We start from the raw sequence: 25,081 nt of genomic DNA, 5'->3' as shown, positions 1-25,081 counted from the left end.
CCGATTATGCCCGCTACGCCTTCTCGATCACGGCGGCCAGACCCTGGCCACCGCCGATGCACATGGTCACCAGCGCGCGCTGGGCGCCGGTGCGCTCCATGCGGTGAGCCGCGGTGACCAGCATGCGCGCGCCGGTGGCGCCGACAGGGTGGCCGAGCGAGATGCCGGAGCCGACCGGGTTGACACGCGGATCGTCCTCGGAGATGCCCCACGCGTCCAGCACCGCCAGCGCCTGAGCGGCGAACGCCTCGTTGAGTTCGATGAGGTCAATGTCGTCGAACGTCAGGCCCAGGCGGCCGAAGAGCTTTTCGGTAGCCGCGACGGGGCCGATGCCCATGGTCTCCGGCGGCACGCCGGCCACCGACCAGCCGCGCAGCACAACTGCCGGAGTCAGGCCCAGCTCTTCGGCCTTTGCGCGGGTGGTCACGATCATTGCGGCGGCGCCGTCGTTCTGGCCGGACGCGTTGCCGGCGGTGACGGTGGCGCCGTCGAGCTTCTTGCCCATCACCGGCTTCAGCTTGGCCAGGGACTCCTCCGTGGTGCCGGGACGGATGTGCTCGTCCTTGTCCACGACGACCGGGTCGCCCTTGCGCTGCGGGACACTCACCGGCACGATTTCCGCGTCGAAGTCGCCGGCCTCCTGCGCGGCGGCCGCGCGGCGGTGCGACTCCGCGGCCAGCTTGTCCTGCCGCTCGCGGGAAACCGAGTACTCCTCGCGCAAGTTCTCGGCTGTTTCAATCATGCCGCCCGGGATCGGGTGGTGCTTGCCGCCGGCCTTCTCGCGGCCCTCCTGGAGGCGGTCGACGAACTCCATCGTGCCGCCCTTCGCGCCCCAGCGGATCTTGCCGTCCACGGTGTACTCCGTGTTGGACATGGACTCGGCGCCGCCGGCGATGATCAGGTCCGCCGCGCCCGAGGCGACGTGCGCCGCCGCTGTGGCAACGGCCTGCAGGCCGGAACCGCAGCGGCGGTCGAGCTGCATGCCCGGCACGTTGAGGCCGATCTCCGCGTCAAGTGCGACCACGCGGCCCAAAGCGGGGGCGGCGCCGTTCGGGGAGGCCTGGCCCAAAATGACGTCGTCGATCGCATCTCCGGAAATGCCGGCCTCCTCAATCACCGCCTTGACCACGGTTGCGGCGAGTTCCTGCACCGGTACACCGACGAAGGCGCCGCCGTAGCGGCCCACCGCGGTGCGCTTCGGGTTGCAGATGACGATGTCGGCGGGGTTTGCAGTAGTCACAATGTCTCCTTCGTTGTCATATCGGTTGTCACGACGTCGCGGGTGATCGCGGCGGCGGTGTCTCGCAGCGGCGGTAAGAGCCGCCCCACCACCTGGGCGGGCTGGTACCTCGCCGCGTGCGCGGGCACGTTCACCGCCGCGGTCACTTCTCCGGCGGCGTTGTAGATGGGGCACGCAATCGAGCGGAGCCCCATCTCGAGCTCCTGGTCGACCACGCTGTAGCCCTGCTCGCGGACGGTGTCCACCACCTCGCGCAGCTTGGATGCGTCCGTGATCGTCAGCGGCGTTCGCGGGTGCAACGTTGCCGCTGCGAGGTACGCGTCCAGCTCCACTTCGCTCAAGCCGGCGAGCATCACGCGGCCCATCGCCGTGGCGTAGGCGGGGAAGCGGGTGCCGATGGTGATGTTCACGCTCATGATGCTGTTGGTGGCGGCGCGCGCGACGTAGACCACGTCGCCTTCGTCCAGGACGCACACCGAGCACGATTCGTTGAGTTCGCTCGACAGCCGCACGAGGTGGGGTTGCGCGATCGCCGGCAGCCCCAGGCTGGACAGGTACGAGTAGCCCAGTTCGAGGGTTTTGGGGGTGAGCCAGAACAACGTGCCGTCGGTAAGCGCGAAGCCCTCCGCAACCAATGTGTGGAGGAACCTGCGGGTAGTGGCGCGGGCCAGCCCGGTGGCGTCCGCCACCTGCGCCAACGTTTGACGTGGGCGCTCAGCGTCGAACGCGCGGATAACCGCGAGTCCCCGGCTTAAACTCTGAACGAGTTGCACGTCACTTTCTCCCATGCGTGTGAGCCTAGCTCATCAATGTTCGCTTTGTGAACCCTTGTGCAATATCCGAACGGCAGTTACCATGCACACATGATTAACAAGGTGGTTTCAACGGCGGATGAGGCTGTCGCCGATATCCACGACGGTGCATCCATCGCCGTCGGCGGATTCGGCCTTGTCGGCATCCCGGCCCGGCTCATCGAAGCGCTGCGCGCCCAAGGTGCCGGCGACCTCACGATCATTTCGAACAACTTGGGCACCGACGGTTTCGGTCTGGGTCTGCTCCTTCAAGACAAGCGCATCTCCCGCTCCATCGGCTCCTACCTGGGCACGAACAAGGAGTACGCGCGCCAGTACCTCGAGGGCGAGCTGACCGTGGAGTTCACCCCGCAGGGCACCCTGGCCGAGCGCATGCGCGCCGGCGGCGCGGGCATCCCGGCGTTCTACACCAAGGCCGGCGTAGGCACCCCGCTGGCCACCGGCGAGATCCCCACCCGCTACAACCCGGACGGCACGATCGCGGAGTACTCCAAGCCGAAAGAGCTGCGCGAGTTCGACGGCGAGCAGTACGTGATGGAAACCGCGCTGACGCCGGACTTCGCGTTCGTGCACGCGCACCGCGCGGACCGCTTCGGCAACCTGGTCTTTTCCAAGACTGCGCAGAACTTCAACCCGGACGCCGCGGTGTGCGGCAAGGTCACCATCGTCCAAGCCGAGGAAGTCGTGGACGAGATCCCGGCGCACGAGGTGGACCTGCCCGGCATTTACGTCGACCGCGTGGTGGAAGTTGGCCCGCAGGAGACCGGTATCGAATTCAGGACGGTGAGCGAGTAATGGCTTGGACACGCGAAGAAATGGCGGCGCGCGCCGCACAGGAGCTGGAGAACGGCCAGTACGTCAACCTGGGTATCGGCATGCCGACGCTCATCCCGGGCTTCCTCCCGGACGATATTGAGGTGGTCCTCCACTCCGAGAACGGCATCCTGGGTGTCGGCCCCTACCCGAAAGACGACGCGGTCGACCCCGAGCTGATCAACGCCGGCAAGGAGACCATCACGGTCGCCCCGGGCGGTTCGTTCTTCTCCTCCTCCACCAGCTTCGGCATGATCCGCTCCCGTGCGATCGACGTCGCCGTCCTCGGCGCGATGGAAGTCTCCCAGTTCGGCGACCTGGCCAACTGGATGATCCCCGGCAAGATGGTCAAGGGCATGGGCGGCGCGATGGACTTGGTTCACGGCGCGAAGAAGGTCATCCTGCTCATGGAGCACGTGAACAAGCACGGCGACTCCAAGGTGCTGTCCGAGTGCCGCCTCCCGCTCACCGGCGCCAAGTGTGTCGACCTCATCATCACCAACCTCGCCGTGTTCACGGTGGATGAGAAGCAAGGCCTCACGCTTGTAGAGGTCGCGCCGGGTGAGACGGTCGACACCGTTCGCGAGGCCACCGAGGCGCCGTTCGAGGTTGCTGTTTAGGTCCCTAGGATTCTTCCTCGGGCCACATCGAAAATTGCTCCATTGTGTCCGATGCGGGGTGGGAACGTAAGTACTCGCGCATGTAGGGAAGCTCGAAGTCGATGAACCCGTAGCCTGCCGGCTGGATCATTTCCGCGTCGATGAGGCGGCGCCGGTACTTACCGGCGTACTGGGCGTCCACACCGAGGCGCTCAGCCACATCCCCGATGCGTGATGGCCCATCATCTTGGGACATTGCGACGAGAAAAGTTCGATCGACCTGGGAGAGATCAGCGAGTGACGGTGCGTGGACAAGTCCGCCGAGGCGACGACGGACATCTTTCACGCCATTTTCGACGGTGTCGATGTGTTCCTTCACTCTCCGCCTTCAGCCAATTTCCCAAACGCCAAGCAATCCGTTTTCAAAACGCCAAGCAGAGGGCTTTTAAAACGCCAACCCAGATCTACTAGCAGCCAGAACCTACGAGAGCTGGCCCGTAAGACGGTCGACTCTATCCTTGCTCGGCCCGTGCAATCCGCTAATGGTGACCGTCTTGCCCCGTTCCTCGAATTTGTGGGTGATGGCATCCAGCGTCGCCACCGTCGAAGCATCCCAGATCTCGGCGGTGGAAAGGTCAATGATGATGTGGTCGGCGCTATCGGCGTAGTCGAAGGCGTAGACCAAGTCGTTGCTGGACGCCCAGAACAGTTGGCCGTGGATGCGGTAGGTGTTGGTAGCGGGGCCGGGCCCCTCGATACGCTCAACGTGAGTGATGTGCGCAACTCGGCGGGCAAATGCGATCATCGCCGTGAGGACACCGAGGACCACGCCGACAGCGAGGTTGCTCGTTGCAAGCGTGGCGACGACCGTGACCAACATGACAATGGTCTCGGATGCCGGCATGAGTTTCAGGGTCCGCGGGTGGACGGAGTGCCAATCTATGGTGCCCACGGAAACCATGATCATGATCGCCACGAGCGCGGCCATCGGGATGATGCCGACGATGTCGCCGAGGAGCAGGATCAACACGAGCAGAAACACGCCGGCGAGCAGGGTCGACAGGCGGGTGCGGGCGCCGGACTCCTTCACGTTGATCATGGTTTGCCCGATCATCGCGCATCCGCCCATGCCGCCGAACAGGCCGGAGGCGATGTTGGCCACCCCTTGGCCCCAGGATTCGCGGGTTTTGTTGGAGTGGGAGTCGGTGATGTCGTCGACAAGCTTTGCGGTCATGAGCGACTCCATGAGGCCCACGACTGCCATGCCGAGCGCGTACGGGCCAATGATGCGCAGGGTTTCCAGCGTCAGCGGCACGTCGGGGATGAAGAGGCCGGGCAGCGATGTCGGCAGTTCCCCCATGTCGGAGACCGTCGGCACGCTGATGCCTCCAGCGACGACGACGCCGGTAAGCAAGATGATCGTGATCAGCGGTGCTGGGATCGCGCCGGTGATTTTCGGCCAGAAGATAATGATCGCGATGCCGGCTGCGACGAGCGGGTAGACCGGCCATGGAACGTTGATCAGGTGCTCAAGCTGCGCGGAGAAGATGAGGATGCCAAGCGCATTGACAAAGCCGATCATCACCGAGCGCGGGATGAAGCGCTGCAGTTTGGCCACGCCGAGGGCTCCGAGCACGATCTGAAACACGCCGGCGAGGATGACCGTGGCGATGAAATAGTCAAGACCGTATTCCCGGGCGACCGGGGCAATAACGAGCGCGACGGCTCCAGTGGCGGCAGTGATCATAGCGGGGCGACCGCCGGTGAACGCGATGGCGATGGCCATGATCACGGAGGCGAACAGGCCGAGGGCCGGGTCGACCCCGGCGAGGATCGAAAACGCAATGGCCTCGGGGATAAGTGCCAGTGCGACGGTGAGCCCGGCGAGTACTTCACGACGAAGCCGCGCCGGGGACGAAAATGCGTAGCGGAAGGATTCCACAACGCCCGTCGGGGCGAGCGGTTCGCGAGTGGTCTCAGTGTGAGGGGTAGCCATATGTATACCGTTTTCAATGCGTTAGATGATTTCCCCTCGAGGAGGTGAGGGGTGGAAACCGTAGCTACCGTAACGGCTCCGGGGAGGCGAGCGCCAATGCAGCCGCCGCGCGAAAACAGTCCTCATTACGAGGCGGGGAGGTCGCCGCGGATCGTCGCCACGCTGTTCGCCACCATGTAGATGCCGACGATGGCGGCGATCCAGAGAAGCGTCACTTTTTGTCTCGTACTCGAGGCGGGGGATGAGGCGCTCGAGCCGCGGGAAAACCTTTTGGCCGAAGAGCAGCGCGAAGGTAGCGAGGATGACGGTTGGCATGATCATAATGAGGCAGTAAATGCCCACGGACCCAGCCTTTGCCGCGGAGGGGATTTCCCAGCTGCCGATGATGCCCATCGCTGCGATGTACGGCAGCATCGTCGCCGCCTCGGTAAGTGATGCGCCGAGGCCTAAGGCGACCATACTTGGCAGACTGCTTGTGGCTCCGGCTGCGCGTTTCGGCAGCTGCCCGGGTTCGGGCTTCTTGGGGTTGGGGGCGAAGATGCCGAAGATCGCAAGGGCCGCGCCCAGTATCAACGTGATCCAGGGGAAGACATCGGTCTGCGTGACCCGTTCGGCGACCGAGCCCAGTCCTGCGAACCCGAGGAGTATCCCCAGCCCGAGGAGGAAGTAGACCGCCGCGACGGTGATCAAATACGCGGTAAGTGCCGGCACTTTAACGGCGCGCCAGTGGACGATGAGCGCGAGAGGGATAACAAGGGTGCCCAGGCTCAGGCTGTCGAGCAGCGCCAAGCCAACAACGGGGATGACCGAACTCATGGGGATCTCCGGATCTCTCGTACGAACGTACTACGACTTACGAACGTACGAGAATCTAGACTGGGGTGCAACCATGAATGACTTTTCCCTGGACCATCAGTTTTCAGAATCGGCCGCGGCAATTGCCGACGCCACTATCCGCATCATTGCGTCGCGCGGCCTCGATGCGGTGAGCGTGCGGGAGGTGGCGAAGGAATCCGGGTTCGCCGCCGGTTCGGTGCAATATCATGCTCCGAACAAGGACACCTTGCTTGCGCACGCGTTTATCCGCTCCATCCAGCGTCAGAGCGAACGGGTAGCGGCAGTTCCTGAAAGGGGAGACGAGCTCGAAACCTGGGTGGCGAGGCTTGCGGAGCTTCTCCCGATCGGAGGGGTGCGTTCCGAAGACGCCGCAATCTGGGTCACGTACGGCTCCGCCTCTGCGACCCGGGACTGGATTGCGAAGCTCTATACCGAGGTCCTCGAAGACTTTCAGAGCAGCGTTGTCGCTGCGCTCGGCGCTGACGAGGATGCAAAGCCCAAGGCGCGCCTAGTTACCGCGCTGATCAACGGTCTCACTCTGGACAACCTGCGGGTTCCCGAAGCGGAGGTCGACCGCATCCTGGCCGACCTCCGTGAGGGCCTGCGCCTCCTCTTCGCCGGCTAACCCCCGCTGAGCCGCGAGCCACACCAAGGAAACACCTGCAGAGCGATTACGCTTGGATTCCGACTGCCCACAACAGAAAGTGAGAGCTGTGGAGACAACGAAGACCCTCGCGGTGGACACCCTCGCGCGCGTGCTTATGCCGAAAAAGGGCGAGCCGCACGACGTGCGCATGCTGTACCTCATCGAGCAGGAGCAGAACAAGCAGCGGCTGCGCTGGTCCGACCGCACCAGCTTCGAGGTGCCGGCGGGCAACGAGGTCAGCTTCGAGACCTACTTCAACGCGTTCCCGGCGAGCTACTGGCGCCGCTGGTCGCAGCTGGACAGCGTGGTCCTCGCCATGGACGTCGAGGGCCGCGCCACGATCTCGGTCTACCGCTCCAAGCACGACGGCACGCGCATCGCCGTGACCAACGTCGAGGCGACCGGCCGCACAGAGATCGAGCTGAAGCTCGCCAACTTCGAAGACGGCGGCTGGCTCTGGTTCGACGTCACCGCGGAAGAGGACACGCGCATCTCAAACGCCGCGTGGTGCGCCGCGCAGGAGCCGAAGGAGCAGGTGCTTGCCGACGGCACCGTTATCCCACCCCAACCCAAAGAAGTTGCCGTGGGCATCCCGACGTTTAACCGCCCGCGGGATGCAGTCAACGCGTTGCACGCGTTGGCGGAGGATGGGTTTGTGGTGGCGTCGATAAGCCATGTGCTCATGCCGGACCAAGGCAACCAGCACCCGGCCGACGAACCGGACTTTGCTGCAGCCGAAGCCGCACTCGGCGGCAAACTGCGGATCTTCAGCCAGGGCAACCTCGGTGGCTCCGGCGGCTACTCCCGCATCATGTACGAAGCGCTGAACTCGACTGATGCGCCGTTCATTCTCTACATGGACGACGACATTGCCATCGAGCCGGACTCGATCGTGCGCGCGGTGCAGGCGGCGCGCTACGCCAAGCAGCCGATTTTGGTCGGCGGGCAGATGCTGAACCTGCAAGACCGCAGCCAGCTGCGCACCACCGGTGAGGCCGTTGACCCCGACATCTTCATGTTCCGCGCTGCCGAGCACGCCGTGTACGACCACGACTTTGCCAAGTACCCGCTGGGGTACGTGGGCACGCCCGAGGAGCAGATGGACCCGCGCAAGACCACCTCGCGTGCACTGCACCGCCGCGTCGACGTGGATTACAACGGCTGGTGGATGAACCTCTTCCCGCGCGTCGTCGCTGAGCGCATGGGGTTGCCCCTGCCGCTGTTTATCAAGTGGGACGACAACGAGTACGCCCTGCGCGCCAAGGAGGCGGGGTTCCCCACCGTGACCTGGCCGGGGGTTGCGATCTGGCACATGGCCTGGGCGGACAAGGACGACGCGATTGACTGGCAGGCGTACTTCCACATGCGCAACCGTCTGATTGTCGCCGCGATCTACGGGCCCGACAACCCGGACGCGATGCTGAAGAACATGATGAAGTCCACCCACAAGCACATCATGTGCATGGAGTACTCCACCATGGCGATCCAGGTCGAGGCCATGAAGGACTTCCTCGCCGGCCCGGACCAGCTCTTCGACATCCTCGAATCCTCGCTGCCGCGCATCCAGGAGATTCGGAAGCAGTACGCCGACGCGCAGGTGCTGCCCAGCGCCACCGAGCTGCCCGCACCCACCGGCGCGCCGGGCGTGCCCACCCGCAACATCGGTGGCCGCCTGGCCAAGATCAAGAAACTCCCCTGGGCCGCGAAGGCACTGCTGCACCAGCGTAAGGCCGAGGACCGCACCCACTGGGAAGCGCCGCAGCTGAACCTGACCGCGGATGAGGCCCGCTGGTTCACACTCGCCCGCGTTGATTCGGCCACAGTGTCCACCGCCGGCGGCACGGGCGTGGCGTTCCGCAAGAGGGACAAGCAGCTTGCGAGCGACCTGCTGCAAGAAACCAAGGACCTCCAAGCGGAGATCAAGCGCCGCTGGCCGGAGCTGAAGCGCTCCTACCGCGACGCGCGCGGCGAGCTGACCAGCCAGGAGAACTGGGGGAAGATCTTTAATGAGCAGTAGAGAAGCCGACCTCCTGGTCGCCCTGCAGGACGCGGTCGGCTCGCCCGCCGCGCTCAAAGCGGCGCGCACCTTGAGCCACTTCGGCGAGCACGACTTGGGCTGGATGGCGGTTGCCGCCGCCGGCGCAGCTGCTGACACAAAGCGCCGCCGCCTGTGGGTGGCGCTGGGCGCCGGCACCTTTGCTGCCCACGCGGCGTCGGTGGTGCTCAAGCGCATCGTGCGCCGCCCGCGCCCGACGGATGAGCGCATTGCAATCGGCGTGAAAACACCGTCGCAGCTGTCGTTTCCCTCCTCGCACGCCACCAACACCGGCGCGGCCGCGGTGGTGCTCAGCGAGATCGCGGGGAAAAAGTGGCCGTGGGCGCTGGTGCCGGTCATGATGGCCTCGCGCAACGTGCTTGGCGTGCACTATCCCACCGACACGCTTGCCGGCGCAGCGCTCGGCGCCGCCGTGGGCAAGGCCGCGCTCGAAGCGGAAAGGCGAACCCGATGAGCGACGCGAACGACGCGGTATACAAAGAGCCCCTGATCCGGCCCGAGCCGCACACCGCCGGGGTCGACGTGTTGGTGACAAAGACCCCGCCGAAGAACCTGCCCGACGCGATGGTGAAAGGCCTGCGCCCGAAGCAGTGGGTGAAAAACGTCCTTGTTCTCGCGGCGCCGCTCGCCGCCGGCCTCGACGCGTTTACCGCCCGCACGGTGCTGGACATCGCCCTCGCGTTCATCGTGTTCTGCTTCGGCGCGTCCTCGATCTACCTGATTAACGACGCCCGCGATGTCGAGTCTGACCGCGAGCATCCCACCAAGCGCTTCCGCCCGATCGCCTCCGGCATGCTGCCGATCAACCTGGCGTACGCGATGGCGCTGGTCCTGATCGCGCTGGCGCTGGGATTGTCGTTCCTCGCCACGGACGGGGCGGCGTTGGCCACGGTCATCGCCATCTACATTGGGCTGCAGCTGGGCTACTGCTTCGGCTGGAAGCACATCCCGGTGGTGGATATCGCGCTGGTGTCCTCGGGCTTCATGCTGCGCACGATGGCGGGCGGCGTGGCCGCCGGCATCGCGCTGTCGCAGTGGTTCCTCCTGGTTGCCGCGTTCGGCTCGCTGTTCATGGCCTCCGGCAAGCGCTACGCCGAGCTGATCCTGGCGAAAGAAACCGGCGCGAAGATCCGCAAGGCGCTCGAGGGTTACACCGCGACGTACCTGCGCTTTGTGTGGACCCTGTCGGCAACCGCCGTGGTGATCTTCTACGCGCTGTGGGGCTTCGAGCTTTCCGACGCCACCGAGGGCCCCGCCGCGATCTGGTATCAGATCTCCATGGTTCCGTTCGTGATCGCGATCCTGCGCTACGCCGCGGAGGTCGACGGTGGGCGCGGCGGCGCGCCGGACGAGATCGCGCTGGAGGACCGTGTGCTGCAGCTGCTCGCTGTCGCGTGGTTGGTGTGCATCGGCATGGCGGTGTACATCGTTCCGGCTTTCACTGGGTAAGGTCTGACGAATGCAACAACACGCCCGCATCTCTGCCGCCACCGCGACAGTTCTAGCGGGCGTTATCGCGTTCTGGGGCGGGTGGTCGCGCCGCTGGATCAGCGACGACGGCCTGATCGTCCTGCGCACGGTGCGCAACCTGCTCGCCGGCAACGGTCCCGTGTTCAACATCGGGGAGCGCATCGAGGCCAACACGTCGACGCTGTGGCAGTACATGATCACCGCGTTCGCCTGGGTGACGGGGGGCAGGCTTGAAGACGTCGCCACCACCCTCGCCTTGACCTGCACCGTGCTGGCCGCCGCGATCGCCACCTACGCGTCCAGTGTGTACTGGCAGGGTGTGCTGAAAAAGGCAGCGCCCGTCATCCCGTTCGGCATCCTCATCTACTTCGCGCTGCCACCGGCGCGCGACTTCGCCACCTCCGGCCTGGAGTGGGGGCTGGCGCTGTTCTGGCTGGCGGTGTGGTTCGCACTGCTCGTGGACTGGGCCTCGCCGGCGCGCCGGGCCAAGCCTTCCGCGGGCTACCTGCTCGCGTTCTGGTGTGGTCTGTCGTGGCTGGTGCGCCCCGAGTTCGCGCTCTACGGCGGGGTGACCGGCATCGCGCTGATCGCGTTTACCCCGCGCAAGACGCCGGGTATTTTGGCTGCGGCGCTACCGTTGCCGGCGGCCTACCAGCTCTTTCGCATGGGGTACTACGGCCTGCTCACCCCGCACACCGCGGTGGCGAAGTCCGCTTCCGATGCTGAGTGGGCAAGCGGGTGGGCCTACTTGCGCGACTTCAACGACCCGTACCTGCTGTGGATCCCGCTTGTCATCGCACTCCTCCCGCTTGTCGCCGTAGTGCGCCGCGCTGAGGGGAGGCGCCGCACCGTGGGCCTGATCATCGTCGGTTGCGCGCTTGCGCACACCCTCTACGTGCTGCGCGTCGGCGGCGACTTCATGCACGGGCGCATGCTGCTCCTGCCCCTGTTCGCGCTGCTCATGCCCGTCATGGCCGTGCCGTACAACCGCCTGGTAGGGGTGTTAGGCGCCGCGGTCGCGGTGTGGGCATTCTTCGTGCTTGTGCAGCAGCCCAGCGACGACCCAGACCGCTTTCTGAACGAAGACGGTGAGCTTGGGATCGTCGACGAGCGGGATTTCTGGACCATGGCGGTGGGGCGCAAGCAGGGGGATCCGCCGAAGTATGCGGAGGACTTCATGTCGTCGCCGTTGATGCGCACCTTCGACACCACCATGGAAAAGGCGCTGCGCGACAACGACGGGGAGATCGCTATCGCCTACATCTCCGGGGAACCGCTGCTGTATAAGTGGTACTCGCGCCCGCGCGAGGAGTACCAGAACTCGGATTTGCAGTACCTGGCTCCCACCGCGTACTGGATCAACCTGGGAATGACCAGCATGAACAGCCCGCTGGACGCGCGCATCTTGGACACGGTGGGGCTCGCCGACCCGCTGGCGGCGCGCATGCCGCGCGACCCTGACGGCCGCGTCGGCCACGACAAGCAGTTGAAAGCTGAGTGGCAGGTTGCCGACTCTGCTGTTGACTTAAACGCGCTGCCGGACTGGTTCGACGCGGAGGAGGCGAAGCAGGCGCGGGCGGCGCTGCGCACCGAAGAGATTGGGGAGCTGTTGGCCACCTCCCGGGAGCCGATGAGCTGGGAGCGTTTCTGGAAAAATGTGCGCTTCTCGCTCGGCCCGGGGCGGACCTTGGAGCTGAATGAGGACCCGTCTGGCTACCTGGATGCGCAGACGAAGCGCCAGATCCGAAACGGCGCTGACGTGGGATTAAAGCCCGTCGGCAAGCAAATTGCTTGGCCCCGCGACTAGCTGACCGATTGAATCGCCCCACCGTCCGTGGTTTGATAACTGATTGATAACTTTGCTGTTCTTGAGAGGGCTTTTCACTATGCACGCTTTTTCCTCGCGCGCTCGTCGCGGCCTCGTGGCAATGCTGACTACTCTGCTGGCGTTTGTCGGCAGCTTCGCCGCCGCCCCGCAGGCGTCTGCGGCAAACCGCGACTGGCTGCGCCCAGACTCCACCGGCGCATGCGAGTGGGACGGGATCGGCTACTGGGTGCAGCGCTGCACCGTGTGGTCCCCGGCGATGAACCGCCACGTCACGGTCCAGATCCAGCCGGCGAAAAACGGCGGCAACGCGGGCCTGTACCTGCTTGACGGCCTGCGCGCGCAGGAGACCAGTAACGCGTGGCTCGTCGACGTCAACGCGGCGCGCACCTACGTCAACGACAACATCACGCTCGTGATGCCGGTCGGCGGCGAATCCTCCTTCTACACCGACTGGAACGCGCCGGCGACCTACGATTTCAACAACCCGGTCACCTACAAGTGGGACACCTTCTTAACCAAGGAGCTGCCGCCGTACCTGCAGCACCACTTCGGTGTCTCGCCGACGAACAACTCTATCCTCGGCCTGTCTATGGGCGGCACCGCCGCGGTGAACCTCGCGGCGCTGCACCCCGACCAGTTCCGCCAGGTGCTGTCGTACTCCGGCTACCTGACCACCACTATCCCGGGCGCCCAGACGGGCCTGCGCATCGCGCTGCTTGACGGCGGTTTGTACAACCTCAACGCGATGTGGGGCTCTATTTTTAACCCGCGCCGCTACGAGAACGACCCGTTCCTGAACATGGGTAACCTGCGCGGCAAGGACGTGTACGTTTCCGCTGGTTCCGGCACGCCGGGACCGGCTGACGCGAAGTACCTCCCGGAGCACCGCGCCGCCGGCATCGCACTGGAGACCGTGGCGAACTTCACCACCCGCCTGTGGTCGGCGAAGGCGACGGCCACCGGCGTGCAGCACACCGCCGTGTTCACGCCGACGGGCCTGCACAACTGGGACCAGTTCGGCAGCCAGCTCGAGGCGACGAGGCCGCGCGTGCTGAACGTCATGAACGCCTGGTAGAGGTTCACACGGGGATCAATAACCTCATCTGTCACCGGCGTGTCGCGCGGGTAAAGTCTCAAGTGAAACTTAACATTTGAGTACTTGACCGCCGTTGACCCCGTCATCGATAGAAGAGGCTGATCCCTAATGCGCGTTTCCCGCCCCCGTTTCCTTCAGGTCGCCGTGGCCGCCGCCACACTCGCGTCCGTCGTCGCGCCGGCGCAGCAGGCAGCCGCGCAGTCCTCGGATCTTTCCAGCACGTTCGGTTCTTCCAACGGGCTCTCCGACGCGATCCGACCCTCCGACCCGCTGCCGCGCACACCGATCGAGGTGGACCGCCACCCGCAGATCCCGAACCTGCCGGAGGGTGTTTCCGTCGACCGTATCGAGTGGCTCACCCAGCGCCGCGTCGCGGTGTTTATTAAATCCCAGGCCATGCCGGAGCAGCTCATCCAGGTCCAGATCCTGCTCGCGCGCGACTGGCACTCCAACCCGGGTGCGAAGTTCCCTGAGGTGTGGGCGCTCGACGGCCTGCGCGCCCGCGACGACGAGAACGGCTGGACCATCGAGACCAACATCGAGCAGTTCTACGCCGACAAGAACGTCAACGTGATCCTCCCGGTCGGCGGCGAATCCTCCTTCTACGCCGACTGGCAGCAGCCCAACAACGGCAAGAACTACAAGTGGGAGACGTTTTTGACCAAGGAGCTCGTGCCGGTTTTGAACAACAACTTCCGCTCCAACGGCAAGCGCGCCGTCACGGGTATTTCCATGGGCGGCACCGCCGCGGTCAACCTGGCTGAGCGCAACCCGCATCTGTTCAACTTCGTCGGCTCCTTCTCCGGCTACCTAGACACCACCACGTCCGGCATGCCGACCGCGATCAAGGCGGCGCAGCTCGACGCTGGCGGGTACAACTCTGAAGCCATGTGGGGCCCGGCCGGCTCCCAGGCGTGGGTTGACCACGACCCGAAGCTGGGTATTGAGAACCTCGAAGGCATGACGGTGTACGTCTCTGCGGGCTCCGGCCGCGACGACTTCGGCAGCCCGGACTCCGTCGCCCGCGGCGCCGCGAACCCGGCCGGCAAGGGCCTGGAAGTGATTTCGCGCCTGTCTACCCAAACGTTCGTGGACTACGCATCCCGCACCAACGTGAAGCCGATCGTGCGCTTCCGCCCGTCCGGCGTGCACTCCTGGGAATACTGGCAGTTCGAGATGGCGCAGGCGTGGCCGTACATCGCCAACGCGCTGAACGTGCCGGAGGGCGACCGGGGCGCGAAGTGCGCACCGATCGGCGCGATCGCCGAGGCCACCAAGTCCGGCATCATCGGCGAGTGCGTCAACGAGGAGTACGCGGCCGGTGAGAACGGCAAGGGCCGCGCGCAGGACTTTCGCGGCGGCACCGCCTACTGGTCGCCGGAGACCGGGGCGCACGCGATCTACGGCGCCATCCTGGCGAAGTACAACGCGCTGCAGGGCCCGGCCGGCTGGCTCGGTTTCCCAACCACCGGCGAGACGAAGACGCCGGACGGGGTCGGCCGCTTCGTGCACTTCCAGAACGGCTCCATCTACTGGACACCGAACACCGGCGCGTACGCGATCCCGGGCGACATGTTCAAGGCGTGGGGCGCTAAGGGTTACGAAACCGGAACGCTGAAGTACCCGGCGGCCGAGGCCACCAAGGTCGGCGAGGGTTACGTGCAGAAGTTCCAGGGCGGCTACCTCACGCGCAACCCGGACGGCAAGAACTTCATGGTCTACGGCGCCATCGGCGAGAAGTACGGCCAGATGGGCGGTGCGACCAGTAATCTGGGCTTCCCGAAGGGCAACGAGATCGCCATCCGCGGCGGCTTCTTCCAGGAGTTCGAGAAGGGCAACATCTACTGGTCGCCGGCAACCGGCGCCCACGTGATCTACTACGGCGACATCTTCAACGAGTGGGGCAAGCGCGGCTACGAGCAGGGCTCGCTGGGCTGGCCGACTTCGGACATGAAGCAGATCCCGGCCGGCGGCTTGACCATCGACTTCCAGAAGGGCCGGCTGGACCAGATTAACGGCGTGGTGATTGAGAGGAAGCGATGAGTAGAGCCCGCATCCTCCCCGCCGCAGCTGTCGTCGGCACGGCCCTGACGCTCGCGGCGTGCGGCGGCGGCTCCGCCACCGTCGACGCCTCCGACGCGACGACCCCTGCGACGACTGCGCCGACCACCTCGAGTGGGGGTACGGCGACGGTGACAGAGACGTCGACAAGCAAAAGCTCCTCCGCCCAAGCACCCGCACGGGCAGGCGGGCCGGAGGACCAGCCGGCGCGAGACGTCGAGGAAGTTCCGGCCGTCACCAGCGACTTTAGCCCGCAGGAGCGCGCGTTTCTGGATCAGCTCAGCAACAATGGACTCAACATCGAGGGTGTTGAGGATCAACTCACAGCAACGGGCCTTAATGTGTGCGCGAATGACATGATCACCCGCGACGCGGTGGCGGGTCAGCTTGTGGAGCAGCGGCGCACCGACATGACGCCGGAGGCGCTCGGCGAGCTGATCACCGCCGCCGCCCGCGACAACCTGTGCTCCTAAGCCGCGCACGGGAAGGAGCACCTGCATGCGCCGATCGCGCAACGTCTTCATCGTCGCCGCCGTCATCGTCATCCTGGCGTTGATTGGGCTGGGCATCTACCAGTGGCGCGCGGGCTCGGACGGGGATCCGCTGCCGCCGCTCGGGGAGGAGGCCACCGCGCCCGCTACCAGCGAGCAGACGCCTGAGCGCCCCGCCGAGCCGGAGTGGTGCCCCGCCGTCGAGGTCGTCTCAGTGCCGGGCACGTGGGAATCGGCGCCCGACGACGACCCGTTCAACCCGCAGGCCAACCCGGCGAGCCTCATGCTCTCAGTCACGCGCCCGCTGCAGGAGCGCTACAGCATTGACGATGTCCGCGTGTTCACCGTCCCGTACACCGCGCAGTTCCGCAACATCCAGACCCAGCGCGGGCGCGAGGAGATGCCGTACGACGAATCTCGCGCCGAGGGCCTGGCAAAGCTCAACGGCGAGCTGAAGTTTGTCGCCGAGCACTGCCGCTCCACGCAGTTCATCATCGCCGGCTTCTCCCAGGGCGCGGTGATCGTGGGCGACGCGGCGGACGCGATCGGCACGCGCGCAGGCGCGATCGAGCCGGAGCGCCTGCTCGGTGCGGTGATGATTGCGGACGGACGCCGCGAGAACGGCGTGGGCGTGAACCCGGGCGTGGAGGTCACAGGCCAAGGCGCCGAGATCACCATGCAGCCGCTGCAGCGCGTGGTGGACCTGGCAACCCCAGGCGCGACCATGACCGGCGCGCGACCCGGAAAGTTCGGCGAGGTGGCTGACCGCGCTTTTGAAATCTGCGCGCCGAACGACTCGGTGTGCGACGCCCCGTACGCGGTGGGTAACGCCATCGACCGCGCGGCCGATCTTTTGTTAGCAAACGGAAACCACGCCCTCTACGCCTCCAACCCCGACGTGATTCCCGGCACTACCGCGACGAATTGGACGCTAGATTGGGCGGCGACAACCATCGACGCTGTTCTGCAGCACCAGTAGAAAGCACCAGTTAAGCGAAAGGAAGCCCCCTATGGATCTGAAGATGATCATCCAGCGCTTCTTGGATGAGGACGGCAACATCGCGCTTCCGGAAGGGTTCACCATCCCGGCGCTGGCGGAGCTGATGTTTACCGGCGCTGAAGCCCAGGGCTTGGCCGAGGACGTGAACATCCGTTTCTGGGACTACTCGTCCGACACCGACGGCGTCAACGTCCCGCTTTCGCGCCGCGACGTTAACACCCGCATGAAGGCTGTCGCGGCGCGCCTGATGCAGGTGGGCAACCCGGGCGACCGCGTGGCCATCTTGGCCGGTAATTCGCCCGAGTACATCTACGCGTTCATGGGCGCGCTCTACGCGGGCCAAGTGCCGATCCCGCTCTACGACCCGAACGAGCCGGGCCACGAGCACCACCTGCGCGCCGTGCTGGAAGACGCGGGCGCGAAGATCGTGCTCACTAACCGCCAGGGCGCGCCGGCGGTGCGGGCGTACTTTGCTGAGCTGCCGGCCACCGAGCGCCCCCGCATCCTCGCGGTGGACTCGCTGCCGGATTCGCTCGCGGGCGCGTGGGAGCCGCTCCCGCCGACCGCCGACACCGCCGACCAGATAGCGTTTTTGCAGTACACCTCCGGTTCCACCCGCAACCCGGCCGGCGTTGAGCTGACCAACCGCTCGATCGTGGCCAACGTGCTGCAGATGTACAAGGGCGTGGGCGCGGAGCAGCCGCTGCGCATCGTCTCCTGGCTGCCGCTGCACCACGACATGGGCATGGTGCTGGCGATCTTGGCTGTCATCCTGGGCAACGAGTTCGAGGTCTTCGCCCCGCGCGACTTCGTGCAGCAGCCCACGCGCTGGCTGGAGCGCCTCTCGCGCCGCGGCGAGGACCCGGACGACATGCACATCTTTACCGTGGCGCCGAACTTCTCGCTCGAGCTGGCGGCGCGCTACGCCGCCGGCGACTACGACTTCTCGCACGTAAGCGCGCTGATCGTCGGCTCCGAGCCGGTCACCGAATCCAGCGTGTCGAGCTTCTTGGAAGCGTTCGAGCCGATGCAGCTCGACCGCCGCGCGGTGCGGCCCTCCTACGGCCTGGCGGAGGCGACGCTCATCGTGTCCACCCCGCAGACCGATCAGCGGCCGAAGTTCGCCACTTTCGACCGCGAAGCGCTCGCACAGGGCCGCGCGGTGGAGGCCGAGGATGGCGTTTCGTTCGCCTCCAACGGCCAGCCGGTGCCGTGGATGCACTTTGCCATCGTGGACACGGAGACCAAGGACGAGGTCGAGGAGGGCGTGATCGGCGAGATCTGGCTGCGCGGCCCGAACCAGGCCGCCGGTTACCTCGGCCGCGAGGAGGAGACCAACGCCACCTTCCGCAACACCATCGGCGCCACCCGCCAGGAGAACCTGCCGGCCGACGGCTGGTTGAACACGGGCGACCTCGGAACGCTGGTCGGCGGCCACCTCTACATCACCGGCCGCGTGAAAGACCTTGTGGTGGTCGCGGGCCGCAACCACTACCCGCAGGACATCGAGGCCACCGTCATGGAGGCCTCCGACCACGTGCGCCGCGACTCGGTGGCGGCGTTCGCGGTGCCGGGCGAGGACGTGGAGCAGCTCATCATCCTCGTTGAGCGGGCAGAAGAGAAGGACCCGGCCGACGACAAGGCCGCCGAGGACGCCATCCGCGCGGCGGTGACCAACAACCACGGCATCTCCCCGGAGGTCATTGAGTTCTACGAGCCGAACGGGATCGCGCGGACGTCGTCAGGCAAAATTGCCCGCCGCGTGAACGCCAACAACTACCGCAACCGCGGCGCTTAAACGCGCGCACCCCGCGCGAAAGGGATAACGAATAGAAGCCTGCGGGCGATAAGGTCTTTTGTTATGACAGAAAACGAACTGATCAGCTGGCTCGAGCAATGGGTGGCCTCCCACACGGGGGCGGAGGCGGTCAACCCGGCCGCGTCGCTCGAATCGTACGGTCTTTCGTCCCGCGACGCGGTGGTGCTCTCGGGCGAGCTCGAGCGCCTGCTGGGCCGCAAGGTGGACCCGACCATCGCGTACCAGCACCCCACGATCGCCGCGCTGGCGCACGCGCTGACCGCGGCCGAGACTCGGGTGCGCCGCGAGCGCGTCGTCGCTGCAAGCTCGCCCGCCGAGCGCGACATCGCCGTCGTGGGTTCCGCAGGCAAGTTCCCGGGGGCCCGCAACACCGACGAGTTTTGGGCACTGCTTATCGACGGCCGCGTGACCACCTCACCCCTGCCCCCCGGACGCTGGTCCGAGTACCTGGGCGACCCGTACCTGAAGACCAAGATCGCCGAGGAATCCACCGACGGCGGCTACTTGGACGACATCGCCAGCTTCGACAACGAGTTCTTCGGCCTGTCCCCGCTGGAAGCGCAGCACATGGACCCGCAGCAGCGCATCATGCTCGAGGTGGCGTGGGAGGCGCTGGAGAACGCCCACATTCCGGCCGACAGCTTGCGCGGCGAGGCGGTCGGTGTCTTCGTCGGCTCCAGCTCGAACGACTACGGCATGCTCATGGGCGCCGACCCGGCGCAGGCGCACCCGTACGCCCTGACCGGTTCGTCGAGCTCGATCATTCCGAACCGCATCTCCTACACCTTCGACTTCCGCGGGCCGTCCATGAACGTGGACACCGCGTGCTCGTCGTCGCTGGTGTCGGTGCACCACGCGGTGCGCGCGCTGCGCGACCGCGAGTGCGACATCGCGCTCGCCGGCGGCGTGAACGTGCTGGCCAACCCGTTCGCGTCGCTTATGTTCTCCGAGCTGGGCGTGATCTCGCCCACGGGCGCGATCCGCGCCTTTTCCGACGACGCCGACGGCATCGTCCGCTCCGAGGCTGCCGGCATGCTTGTGCTGAAGCGCGTGGGCGACGCGATCGCTGACGGCGACGAGATCCTCGCCGTGATCAAGGGATCCGCCACCAACTCCGACGGCCACTCCAACGGTCTGACCGCCCCCAACCCGCAGGCGCAGGTTGACGTGCTCGAGCGCGCCTACGCGGATGCGGGCATCGACCCGGCCGAGGTCGACCTGGTCGAAGCCCACGGCACCGGCACCATCTTGGGTGACCCGATCGAGGCCACCGCGCTGGGCACGGTGCTCGGCCGCGACCGCACGAACGCGAACCCGCTGCTTTTAGGCTCGGCGAAGTCCAACATCGGCCATTCCGAGTCGGCTGCCGGCGCCGTCGCGCTGATCAAGGTGCTCGAGGCGCTGAAGCACGACACGATCCCCGCGAGCGCGAACTTCTCCGCCCCCAACCACTTCGTGGACTTCGACGCGGAGCACATTGAGGTTGTCGCCGACCCGCGCGAGTGGCCGCGCTACTCCGGCCGCCGCGTCGCCGGTGTATCCGGCTTCGGCTTCGGCGGCACGAACGCGCACGTTGTGCTGACTGATTTCGACGCCGGCGAGTACGACGCGGCTTCCGAGGCTGCGCAGACCGGGTTTGCGGCGCTTGATGTGGCGGCGCTGCCGGTGTCGGGGTTGCTGCCGTCGAGAAGAAAAGCTGAAGCCGCAACCCTGGCTGACTTCCTTGAAAACCGCCCCGACGCGGATCTGATCCCGGTGGCGCGCTCCCTGGCGAAGCGCAACCACGGCCGTTCCGCCGCGGTGGTGCAGGCCGCGACGACCGAGGAGGCGGTCTCGCGCCTGCGCGCCGTCGCCGACGGCAAGATCGGCCCCGGCATTGTTGCGGCCGACGCGCCGAACCCGATGGGGCCGGTTTTCGTCTACTCCGGTTTCGGCTCGCAGCACCGCAAGATGGCGAAGCGGCTGATGGAAACCAGCGAGTTCTTCGCCGCCCGCATGCGCGAGCTGGACGAGATGGTCGCCTTCGAGGGCGGCTGGTCCATGGTGGACATCATCCTGGACGACGAGCAGACTTACGACACCCAGACCGGGCAGGTCACCATCACCGCGATCCAGATTGCGCAGACCGACCTGATGGCGTCGATGGGCATGGTCCCCGCCGCCACCATGGGTATGTCCATGGGCGAGATCGCCGCCGCCTACGCAGCTGGTGGCATCACAGATCGCGACGCGATGCTCATCGCCTGCCATCGCGCGCGCCTGATGGGCGAGGGCGAAGCAATGATCGCCGGTACTGACGGCGAGGGGGCGATGGCCGTGGTCGAGCTCGGCGCCGAGGACTTGGCCGAGTTCGTCGCCGCCCACCCGGAGGCGGAAGGTGTTGAGCCGGCCGTGTACGCCGGGCCCGGCATGACCACTGTCGGCGGGCCGGGTAAGGCTGTCGACTACATCGTCGCCGAGCTGGAGGGACAGGAGAAGTTCGCCCGCAAGCTCAACGTTCGCGGCGCCGGCCACACCTCCATGCTGGATCCGATCATGGCGGACCTCGCGGCCGAGATCGCCGGCATTGCGCCCTCGCCGCTGAAGATCCCGCTGTTTACCTCCGTCGACCGCGGCGAGGTCTACCCCGCGGGCGCGGTGGTGCACGACGACCAGTACTTCCTGCGCATGACCCGCCAGCCGGTCTACTTCGAGGACGCCACCCGCGCCGCGTTCAACGCCGGCCACACCACGCTTGTGGAGGTCACCCCGAACCCGGTCGCGCTGATGGGCATGATGAACACGGCGTTCGCCTCCGGCAGGCCGGACGCGCAGCTGTTGTTCACCACCAAACGCAAGCTCGACGAGGCGGAGACGTTGCTCGACCTCGCGACGAAGCTCTACGTCGCAGGCGTGAAGGTCGACTTCACCGGTTTCTACGGCGCCGAACCGCGGGTGGCCGCGCCGGGTGTGACGTTCCAGCGCAACCACTTGTGGACGAGCGCGCGGCCGAACGCGTCGACAAGCTCGGTGCTCGGCGCCCGCGTTTCGCTGCCGGACGGCCAGACCGCTTTCGCCACCCCGGCGGACGCCGTCTACAGCCCGTACCAGCTCATCGAGGCCGCCGCCGGGGAGGTTCTCCCCGAGGCGCAGGTCGTCGCCACCGAGGAGCACGGCTACCTGCCCGCCGACGGCGAGGTGACCACGATCGTCACCCGCTCCCTCGGCGGCGCCAGCGTCCGCGTCTTCGACGGCGACACGCTCATTGCAGAAGGCTTCGCCTCGGCGCTCGCGGCCCCCGAAGCACCGCAGATCGCAGGGGTTGCTGAGGTGGAGCCCTCGCTTATCGACGACACCGTGGACACCGTCCGCTGGGATCCCGCAACCGAAACCGTGGCCGAGCGCCTGCGCTCAATCGTTTCCGAATCCATGGGCTTCGAGGCGGAAGACCTCCCCGACGAGCTGCCGCTGATCGATCTGGGTCTCGACTCGCTGATGGGCATGCGCATTAAGAACCGCATTGAGAACGACTTCCAGATCCCGCCGCTGCAGGTGCAGACGCTTCGCGACGCCTCCGTCGCCGACGTCATCGCCATCGTCGAGGAAGCCGTCGCCGGCAACACCGACGCCCCGCTTAAGATGGCCGAGAACGCCGAGACCCGCGACCCGGCCGCCGAGGTGACAAGGGCGAAGGGCGTCGGCGTCGCCCCGCGCGACGCCTCGGAGCGCATGGTCTTCGGCGCCTGGGCGAAATACTCCGGCGCAGCGCCGGCTGGTGTGACGAGTGAGCTGCCGGAGGTTTCAGAGGGCGTCGCCAAGCAGATTGCTGAGCACCTGACCAACCGTTCCGGCATCGAGATCACCGCCGACGACGTGCGGGGTGCTGCCACCCTGGAGCCGCTGGCGAACATGGTGCGCGAGGGGCTGGAGACCGAGGTAGAGGGCAACATCCGCGTCTTCCGCGACGGCGCCGACACCCGCGAGCCCGTGTTCGTGTTCCACCCGGCCGGCGGGTCCTCGGCGGTCTACGCGCCGCTGGCCCGGCGCCTGGATGAATCGGTGCCGGTCTACGGCGTGGAGCGCCTCGAGGGCTCGCTTCAGGAGCGCGCGGCGGCGTACGTGAAGGACATCGAGCAGATCGCGGGGGAGCGGCAAGTGATCCTCGCCGGCTGGTCCTTCGGTGGCGCGCTCGCCTACGAGGTGGCCCACCAGCTCGGCAACGACCGGATCAAGTTCATTGCGCTTTTGGACACCACGCAGCCGTCCGAACCTATCCCGAACACCCCGGAGGAAACCCGGGCGCGCTGGGAGCGCTACGCCGCGTTTGCGAAGGACACCTACGGCCTGGACTTCGAGGTCCCCTACGAGCTGCTGGAGAGCGCCGGGGAGGAGGCGCTGATGGACATGCTGCGCGACTTCCTCGCGGAGACCGACGCCTCGGAGCACGGGCTCGCCGCCGGTGTGCTCGAGCACCAGCGCGCATCGTTTGTGGACAACCAGATCCTCAACCGCCTCGACTTCACCCGCTGGGCGGATGTGGACGTGCCGGTGCTGCTCTTCCGCTCCGAGAAGATGCACGACGGCGCGATCACGCTGGAGCCGAACTACGCCCACATCGACGAGGACGGCGGCTGGGCGAAGATCGTGGATGATTTGACCATCGTGCACCTGCCGGGCGACCATCTCGCTGTCGTTGATGAACCGGCGGTGGGCATCGTTGGCAAGCACATGAACGAATGGATGGGCGTGTAAATGACTACCGCTGACAAGCTCGCGGATCTGCGCGAGCGCCTCGAGAAAGCGCAGGACCCGGGTTCCGAGCGTTCGCGCAAGAAGCGCGACGACGCCGGTTTGACCACCCCGCGCCAGCGCATCGCCGCGCTGCTCGACGAGGACTCTTTTGTCGAGATCGGCGCACTCGCCCGCACTCCGGGCGACGAGAACGCGGTGTACTCCGACGGCGTGATCACCGGCTACGGCCGCATCGACGGCCGCCCCGTGGCCATCTACGCCCACGACAAGACCGTCTACGGCGGGTCCGTCGGCGTCACCTTCGGCCGCAAGGTGGTCGAGGTCATGGAGTTCGCCATCAAGATCGGCTGCCCCGTGATCGGTATCCAGGATTCCGGCGGCGCCCGCATCCAGGACGCGGTGACGTCGCTGGCCATGTACTCCGAGATCGCCAGGCGCCAGCTGCCGTTGAGCGGCCGCTGCCCGCAGATCTCCATCATGCTGGGCAAGTCCGCCGGCGGCGCCGTCTACGCCCCGGTGACCACCGACTTCATCGTGGCGGTCGACGGCCAGTCCGAAATGTACGTCACCGGCCCGAACGTTATCCGCGAGGTCACCGGCGAAGACATCACCTCCGCCGAGTTGGGCGGGGCGCGCGTGCAGGAGCAGGCGGGCAACATCTCCGCTGTCGTCGCCAGCGAGGACGAGGCCTTCGACTTCGTGCGCGACCTGCTCGACCACCTGCCTACCTCCACCTTCGACCCGCTGCCCACCGCGTGGGCGCCGGAGGACGACGAGCTCGACGACACCGCGCTCGACACGTTCCTGCCGGACGACACCAACGCCGGCTACGACATGATGGAGCTTTTGGTGCAGCTTGGCGACGACGACGCCCTCGTCGAAATCCAATCCGGATACGCCGAAAACCTCATCTGCGCCTTCGGCCGCATCGACGGCCAACCCGTCGGTTTCGTGGCAAACAACCCCATGTACCTCGCGGGCTGCATCGACGCCGACGCCGCCGACAAAGGCGCGCGCTTCATCCGCACCTGCGACGCGTACAACATCCCGATCGTCTACGTCGTGGACACCCCGGGCTACATGCCAGGTGTGGACCAGGAGCGCCAGGGCCTCATCCACCGCGGCGCGAAGTTCGCCTTCGCCGGCGTGGAGGCGACGGTGCCGAAGGTCGCGCTGATCGTGCGCAAGGCCTACGGCGGCGCCTACGCGGTGATGGGTTCGAAGAACTTGAGCGGCGATTTAAACCTCGCCTGGCCCACCGCGCAGATCGCGGTGATGGGCGCGGCCGCCGCCGCGGTTACCCTCCAGGGCAAGCAGCTCAACGCCATCGAGGACCCTGCCCAGCGCGAGGCGATGAAGAAGATGTTCATGGATTTCTACGACGAGAACATGACCTCGCCGTACGTTGCCGCCGAGCGCGGCTACATCGACTCCATGATTCAGCCCTCCGAGACGCGCCTTGCTTTAAGGCGGGCGCTTCGCCAACTCCGCACCAAGCAAGATTTCGATCTGCCTAAGAAGCACACGATCTCCCCGCTGTAGATTGCGGCTTTTCCAGGCTATTCTTAACTACCGATCCGTCCCCG

19 protein-coding genes are annotated in these 25,081 nt (G+C 66.2%); 14 read left to right on the top strand and 5 right to left on the bottom strand.

The window, feature by feature from the left end; translation table 11 throughout:
- Window positions 1-13: 13 nt before the first annotated feature.
- On the bottom strand, window positions 14-1,240 hold the full coding sequence (locus tag V6D40_RS08890; protein WP_334290003.1) for an acetyl-CoA C-acetyltransferase: 1,227 nt from the start codon (window positions 1,238-1,240) through the stop codon (window positions 14-16).
- Entirely contained in the window at window positions 1,237-2,028 is a 792-nt protein-coding gene (locus V6D40_RS08885; RefSeq protein ID WP_334290002.1) for an IclR family transcriptional regulator domain-containing protein, read from the bottom strand. The genes V6D40_RS08890 and V6D40_RS08885 overlap by 4 nt, the downstream gene beginning before the upstream one ends.
- Window positions 2,029-2,103: 75 nt before the next feature.
- Between V6D40_RS08885 and V6D40_RS08880 the strand changes: the two genes are divergently transcribed.
- Window positions 2,104-2,847, top strand: a complete 744-nt coding sequence (locus tag V6D40_RS08880; protein ID WP_334290001.1) for a CoA transferase subunit A — start codon at window positions 2,104-2,106, stop codon at window positions 2,845-2,847.
- Window positions 2,847-3,485: a 3-oxoacid CoA-transferase subunit B gene (locus V6D40_RS08875; protein ID WP_334290000.1), complete on the top strand. Its 639-nt coding sequence runs from the start codon at window positions 2,847-2,849 to the stop codon at window positions 3,483-3,485. Before V6D40_RS08880 ends, V6D40_RS08875 begins: the two co-directional genes overlap by 1 nt.
- Window positions 3,486-3,489: 4 nt before the next feature.
- Here the strand turns inward: V6D40_RS08875 and V6D40_RS08870 are convergent, their stop codons facing one another.
- The 3 genes from V6D40_RS08870 to V6D40_RS08860 form a co-directional block, all read right to left on the bottom strand.
- On the bottom strand, window positions 3,490-3,843 hold the full coding sequence (locus tag V6D40_RS08870) for a hypothetical protein (protein WP_442891909.1): 354 nt from the start codon (window positions 3,841-3,843) through the stop codon (window positions 3,490-3,492).
- A gap of 102 nt (window positions 3,844-3,945) precedes the next feature.
- Complete coding sequence (locus V6D40_RS08865) at window positions 3,946-5,460, bottom strand: SulP family inorganic anion transporter (RefSeq protein ID WP_334289999.1); 1,515 nt, start codon at window positions 5,458-5,460, stop codon at window positions 3,946-3,948.
- Window positions 5,461-5,481: 21 nt separating this feature from the next.
- Window positions 5,482-6,276 (bottom strand): GAP family protein, encoded by a 795-nt coding sequence (locus V6D40_RS08860; protein WP_334289998.1) that lies wholly within the window; start codon window positions 6,274-6,276, stop codon window positions 5,482-5,484.
- Between the two features lie 73 nt (window positions 6,277-6,349).
- On the opposite strand from V6D40_RS08860, the gene V6D40_RS08855 reads away from it, so the two are divergent.
- From V6D40_RS08855 to V6D40_RS08800, 12 genes are all read left to right on the top strand, one after another.
- On the top strand, window positions 6,350-6,922 hold the full coding sequence (locus V6D40_RS08855; RefSeq protein ID WP_334289997.1) for a TetR/AcrR family transcriptional regulator: 573 nt from the start codon (window positions 6,350-6,352) through the stop codon (window positions 6,920-6,922).
- A gap of 88 nt (window positions 6,923-7,010) precedes the next feature.
- Window positions 7,011-8,960: a glycosyltransferase gene (locus V6D40_RS08850; protein ID WP_334289996.1), complete on the top strand. Its 1,950-nt coding sequence runs from the start codon at window positions 7,011-7,013 to the stop codon at window positions 8,958-8,960.
- A complete protein-coding gene (locus V6D40_RS08845) occupies window positions 8,950-9,453 on the top strand; it encodes a phosphatase PAP2 family protein (protein WP_334289995.1) in 504 nt (167 codons plus the stop codon). Before V6D40_RS08850 ends, V6D40_RS08845 begins: the two co-directional genes overlap by 11 nt.
- Window positions 9,450-10,448 (top strand): decaprenyl-phosphate phosphoribosyltransferase, encoded by a 999-nt coding sequence (locus V6D40_RS08840; protein WP_334289994.1) that lies wholly within the window; start codon window positions 9,450-9,452, stop codon window positions 10,446-10,448. Before V6D40_RS08845 ends, V6D40_RS08840 begins: the two co-directional genes overlap by 4 nt.
- A 10-nt stretch (window positions 10,449-10,458) precedes the next feature.
- The gene (locus V6D40_RS08835) at window positions 10,459-12,276 is read left to right on the top strand and encodes a hypothetical protein (protein ID WP_334289993.1); all 1,818 of its coding nucleotides are present in this window, start codon (window positions 10,459-10,461) and stop codon (window positions 12,274-12,276) included.
- 79 nt (window positions 12,277-12,355) lie between these two features.
- Window positions 12,356-13,372, top strand: a complete 1,017-nt coding sequence (locus V6D40_RS08830; protein ID WP_442891908.1) for an alpha/beta hydrolase — start codon at window positions 12,356-12,358, stop codon at window positions 13,370-13,372.
- 129 nt (window positions 13,373-13,501) lie between these two features.
- The gene (locus tag V6D40_RS08825) at window positions 13,502-15,436 is read left to right on the top strand and encodes an alpha/beta hydrolase-fold protein (protein WP_334289992.1); all 1,935 of its coding nucleotides are present in this window, start codon (window positions 13,502-13,504) and stop codon (window positions 15,434-15,436) included.
- Window positions 15,433-15,927, top strand: a complete 495-nt coding sequence (locus tag V6D40_RS08820; RefSeq protein WP_334289991.1) for a hypothetical protein — start codon at window positions 15,433-15,435, stop codon at window positions 15,925-15,927. The genes V6D40_RS08825 and V6D40_RS08820 overlap by 4 nt, the downstream gene beginning before the upstream one ends.
- Window positions 15,928-15,952: 25 nt before the next feature.
- Window positions 15,953-16,924, top strand: a complete 972-nt coding sequence (locus V6D40_RS08815; RefSeq protein WP_334289990.1) for a cutinase family protein — start codon at window positions 15,953-15,955, stop codon at window positions 16,922-16,924.
- Between the two features lie 31 nt (window positions 16,925-16,955).
- Complete coding sequence (locus V6D40_RS08810; protein WP_334289989.1) at window positions 16,956-18,743, top strand: FadD32-like long-chain-fatty-acid--AMP ligase; 1,788 nt, start codon at window positions 16,956-16,958, stop codon at window positions 18,741-18,743.
- 63 nt (window positions 18,744-18,806) lie between these two features.
- Complete coding sequence (gene pks13, locus V6D40_RS08805) at window positions 18,807-23,495, top strand: polyketide synthase Pks13 (protein WP_334289988.1); 4,689 nt, start codon at window positions 18,807-18,809, stop codon at window positions 23,493-23,495.
- A complete protein-coding gene (locus tag V6D40_RS08800; protein WP_334289987.1) occupies window positions 23,496-25,037 on the top strand; it encodes an acyl-CoA carboxylase subunit beta in 1,542 nt (513 codons plus the stop codon).
- Window positions 25,038-25,081 lie beyond the last annotated feature (44 nt).

The sequence above is a fragment of the Corynebacterium sp. Marseille-Q4381 genome (assembly GCF_036881695.1).
Lineage (GTDB): Bacteria > Actinomycetota > Actinomycetes > Mycobacteriales > Mycobacteriaceae > Corynebacterium.
The sequence above is the reverse complement of the archived record's forward strand: the minus strand, read 5'-3'. Positions and strand labels throughout refer to the sequence as shown.

Bases quoted from the DNA above. Each gene is read 5' to 3' on its own strand.
- V6D40_RS08880 (WP_334290001.1), top strand. From the start codon at position 2,104: ATGATTAACAAGGTGGTTTCAACGGCGGATGAGGCTGTCGCCGATATC.
- V6D40_RS08875 (WP_334290000.1), top strand. From the start codon at position 2,847: ATGGCTTGGACACGCGAAGAAATGGCGGCGCGCGCCGCACAGGAGCTG.
- V6D40_RS08815 (WP_334289990.1), top strand. From the start codon at position 15,953: ATGCGCCGATCGCGCAACGTCTTCATCGTCGCCGCCGTCATCGTCATC.
- pks13 (WP_334289988.1), top strand. From the start codon at position 18,807: ATGACAGAAAACGAACTGATCAGCTGGCTCGAGCAATGGGTGGCCTCC.
- V6D40_RS08810 (WP_334289989.1), top strand. From the start codon at position 16,956: ATGGATCTGAAGATGATCATCCAGCGCTTCTTGGATGAGGACGGCAAC.
- V6D40_RS08845 (WP_334289995.1), top strand. From the start codon at position 8,950: ATGAGCAGTAGAGAAGCCGACCTCCTGGTCGCCCTGCAGGACGCGGTC.
- V6D40_RS08865 (WP_334289999.1), bottom strand. From the start codon at position 5,460: ATGGCTACCCCTCACACTGAGACCACTCGCGAACCGCTCGCCCCGACG.
- V6D40_RS08840 (WP_334289994.1), top strand. From the start codon at position 9,450: ATGAGCGACGCGAACGACGCGGTATACAAAGAGCCCCTGATCCGGCCC.
- V6D40_RS08835 (WP_334289993.1), top strand. From the start codon at position 10,459: ATGCAACAACACGCCCGCATCTCTGCCGCCACCGCGACAGTTCTAGCG.
- V6D40_RS08860 (WP_334289998.1), bottom strand. From the start codon at position 6,276: ATGAGTTCGGTCATCCCCGTTGTTGGCTTGGCGCTGCTCGACAGCCTG.
- V6D40_RS08855 (WP_334289997.1), top strand. From the start codon at position 6,350: ATGAATGACTTTTCCCTGGACCATCAGTTTTCAGAATCGGCCGCGGCA.
- V6D40_RS08825 (WP_334289992.1), top strand. From the start codon at position 13,502: ATGCGCGTTTCCCGCCCCCGTTTCCTTCAGGTCGCCGTGGCCGCCGCC.
- V6D40_RS08820 (WP_334289991.1), top strand. From the start codon at position 15,433: ATGAGTAGAGCCCGCATCCTCCCCGCCGCAGCTGTCGTCGGCACGGCC.
- V6D40_RS08830 (WP_442891908.1), top strand. From the start codon at position 12,356: ATGCACGCTTTTTCCTCGCGCGCTCGTCGCGGCCTCGTGGCAATGCTG.
- V6D40_RS08885 (WP_334290002.1), bottom strand. From the start codon at position 2,028: ATGGGAGAAAGTGACGTGCAACTCGTTCAGAGTTTAAGCCGGGGACTC.
- V6D40_RS08800 (WP_334289987.1), top strand. From the start codon at position 23,496: ATGACTACCGCTGACAAGCTCGCGGATCTGCGCGAGCGCCTCGAGAAA.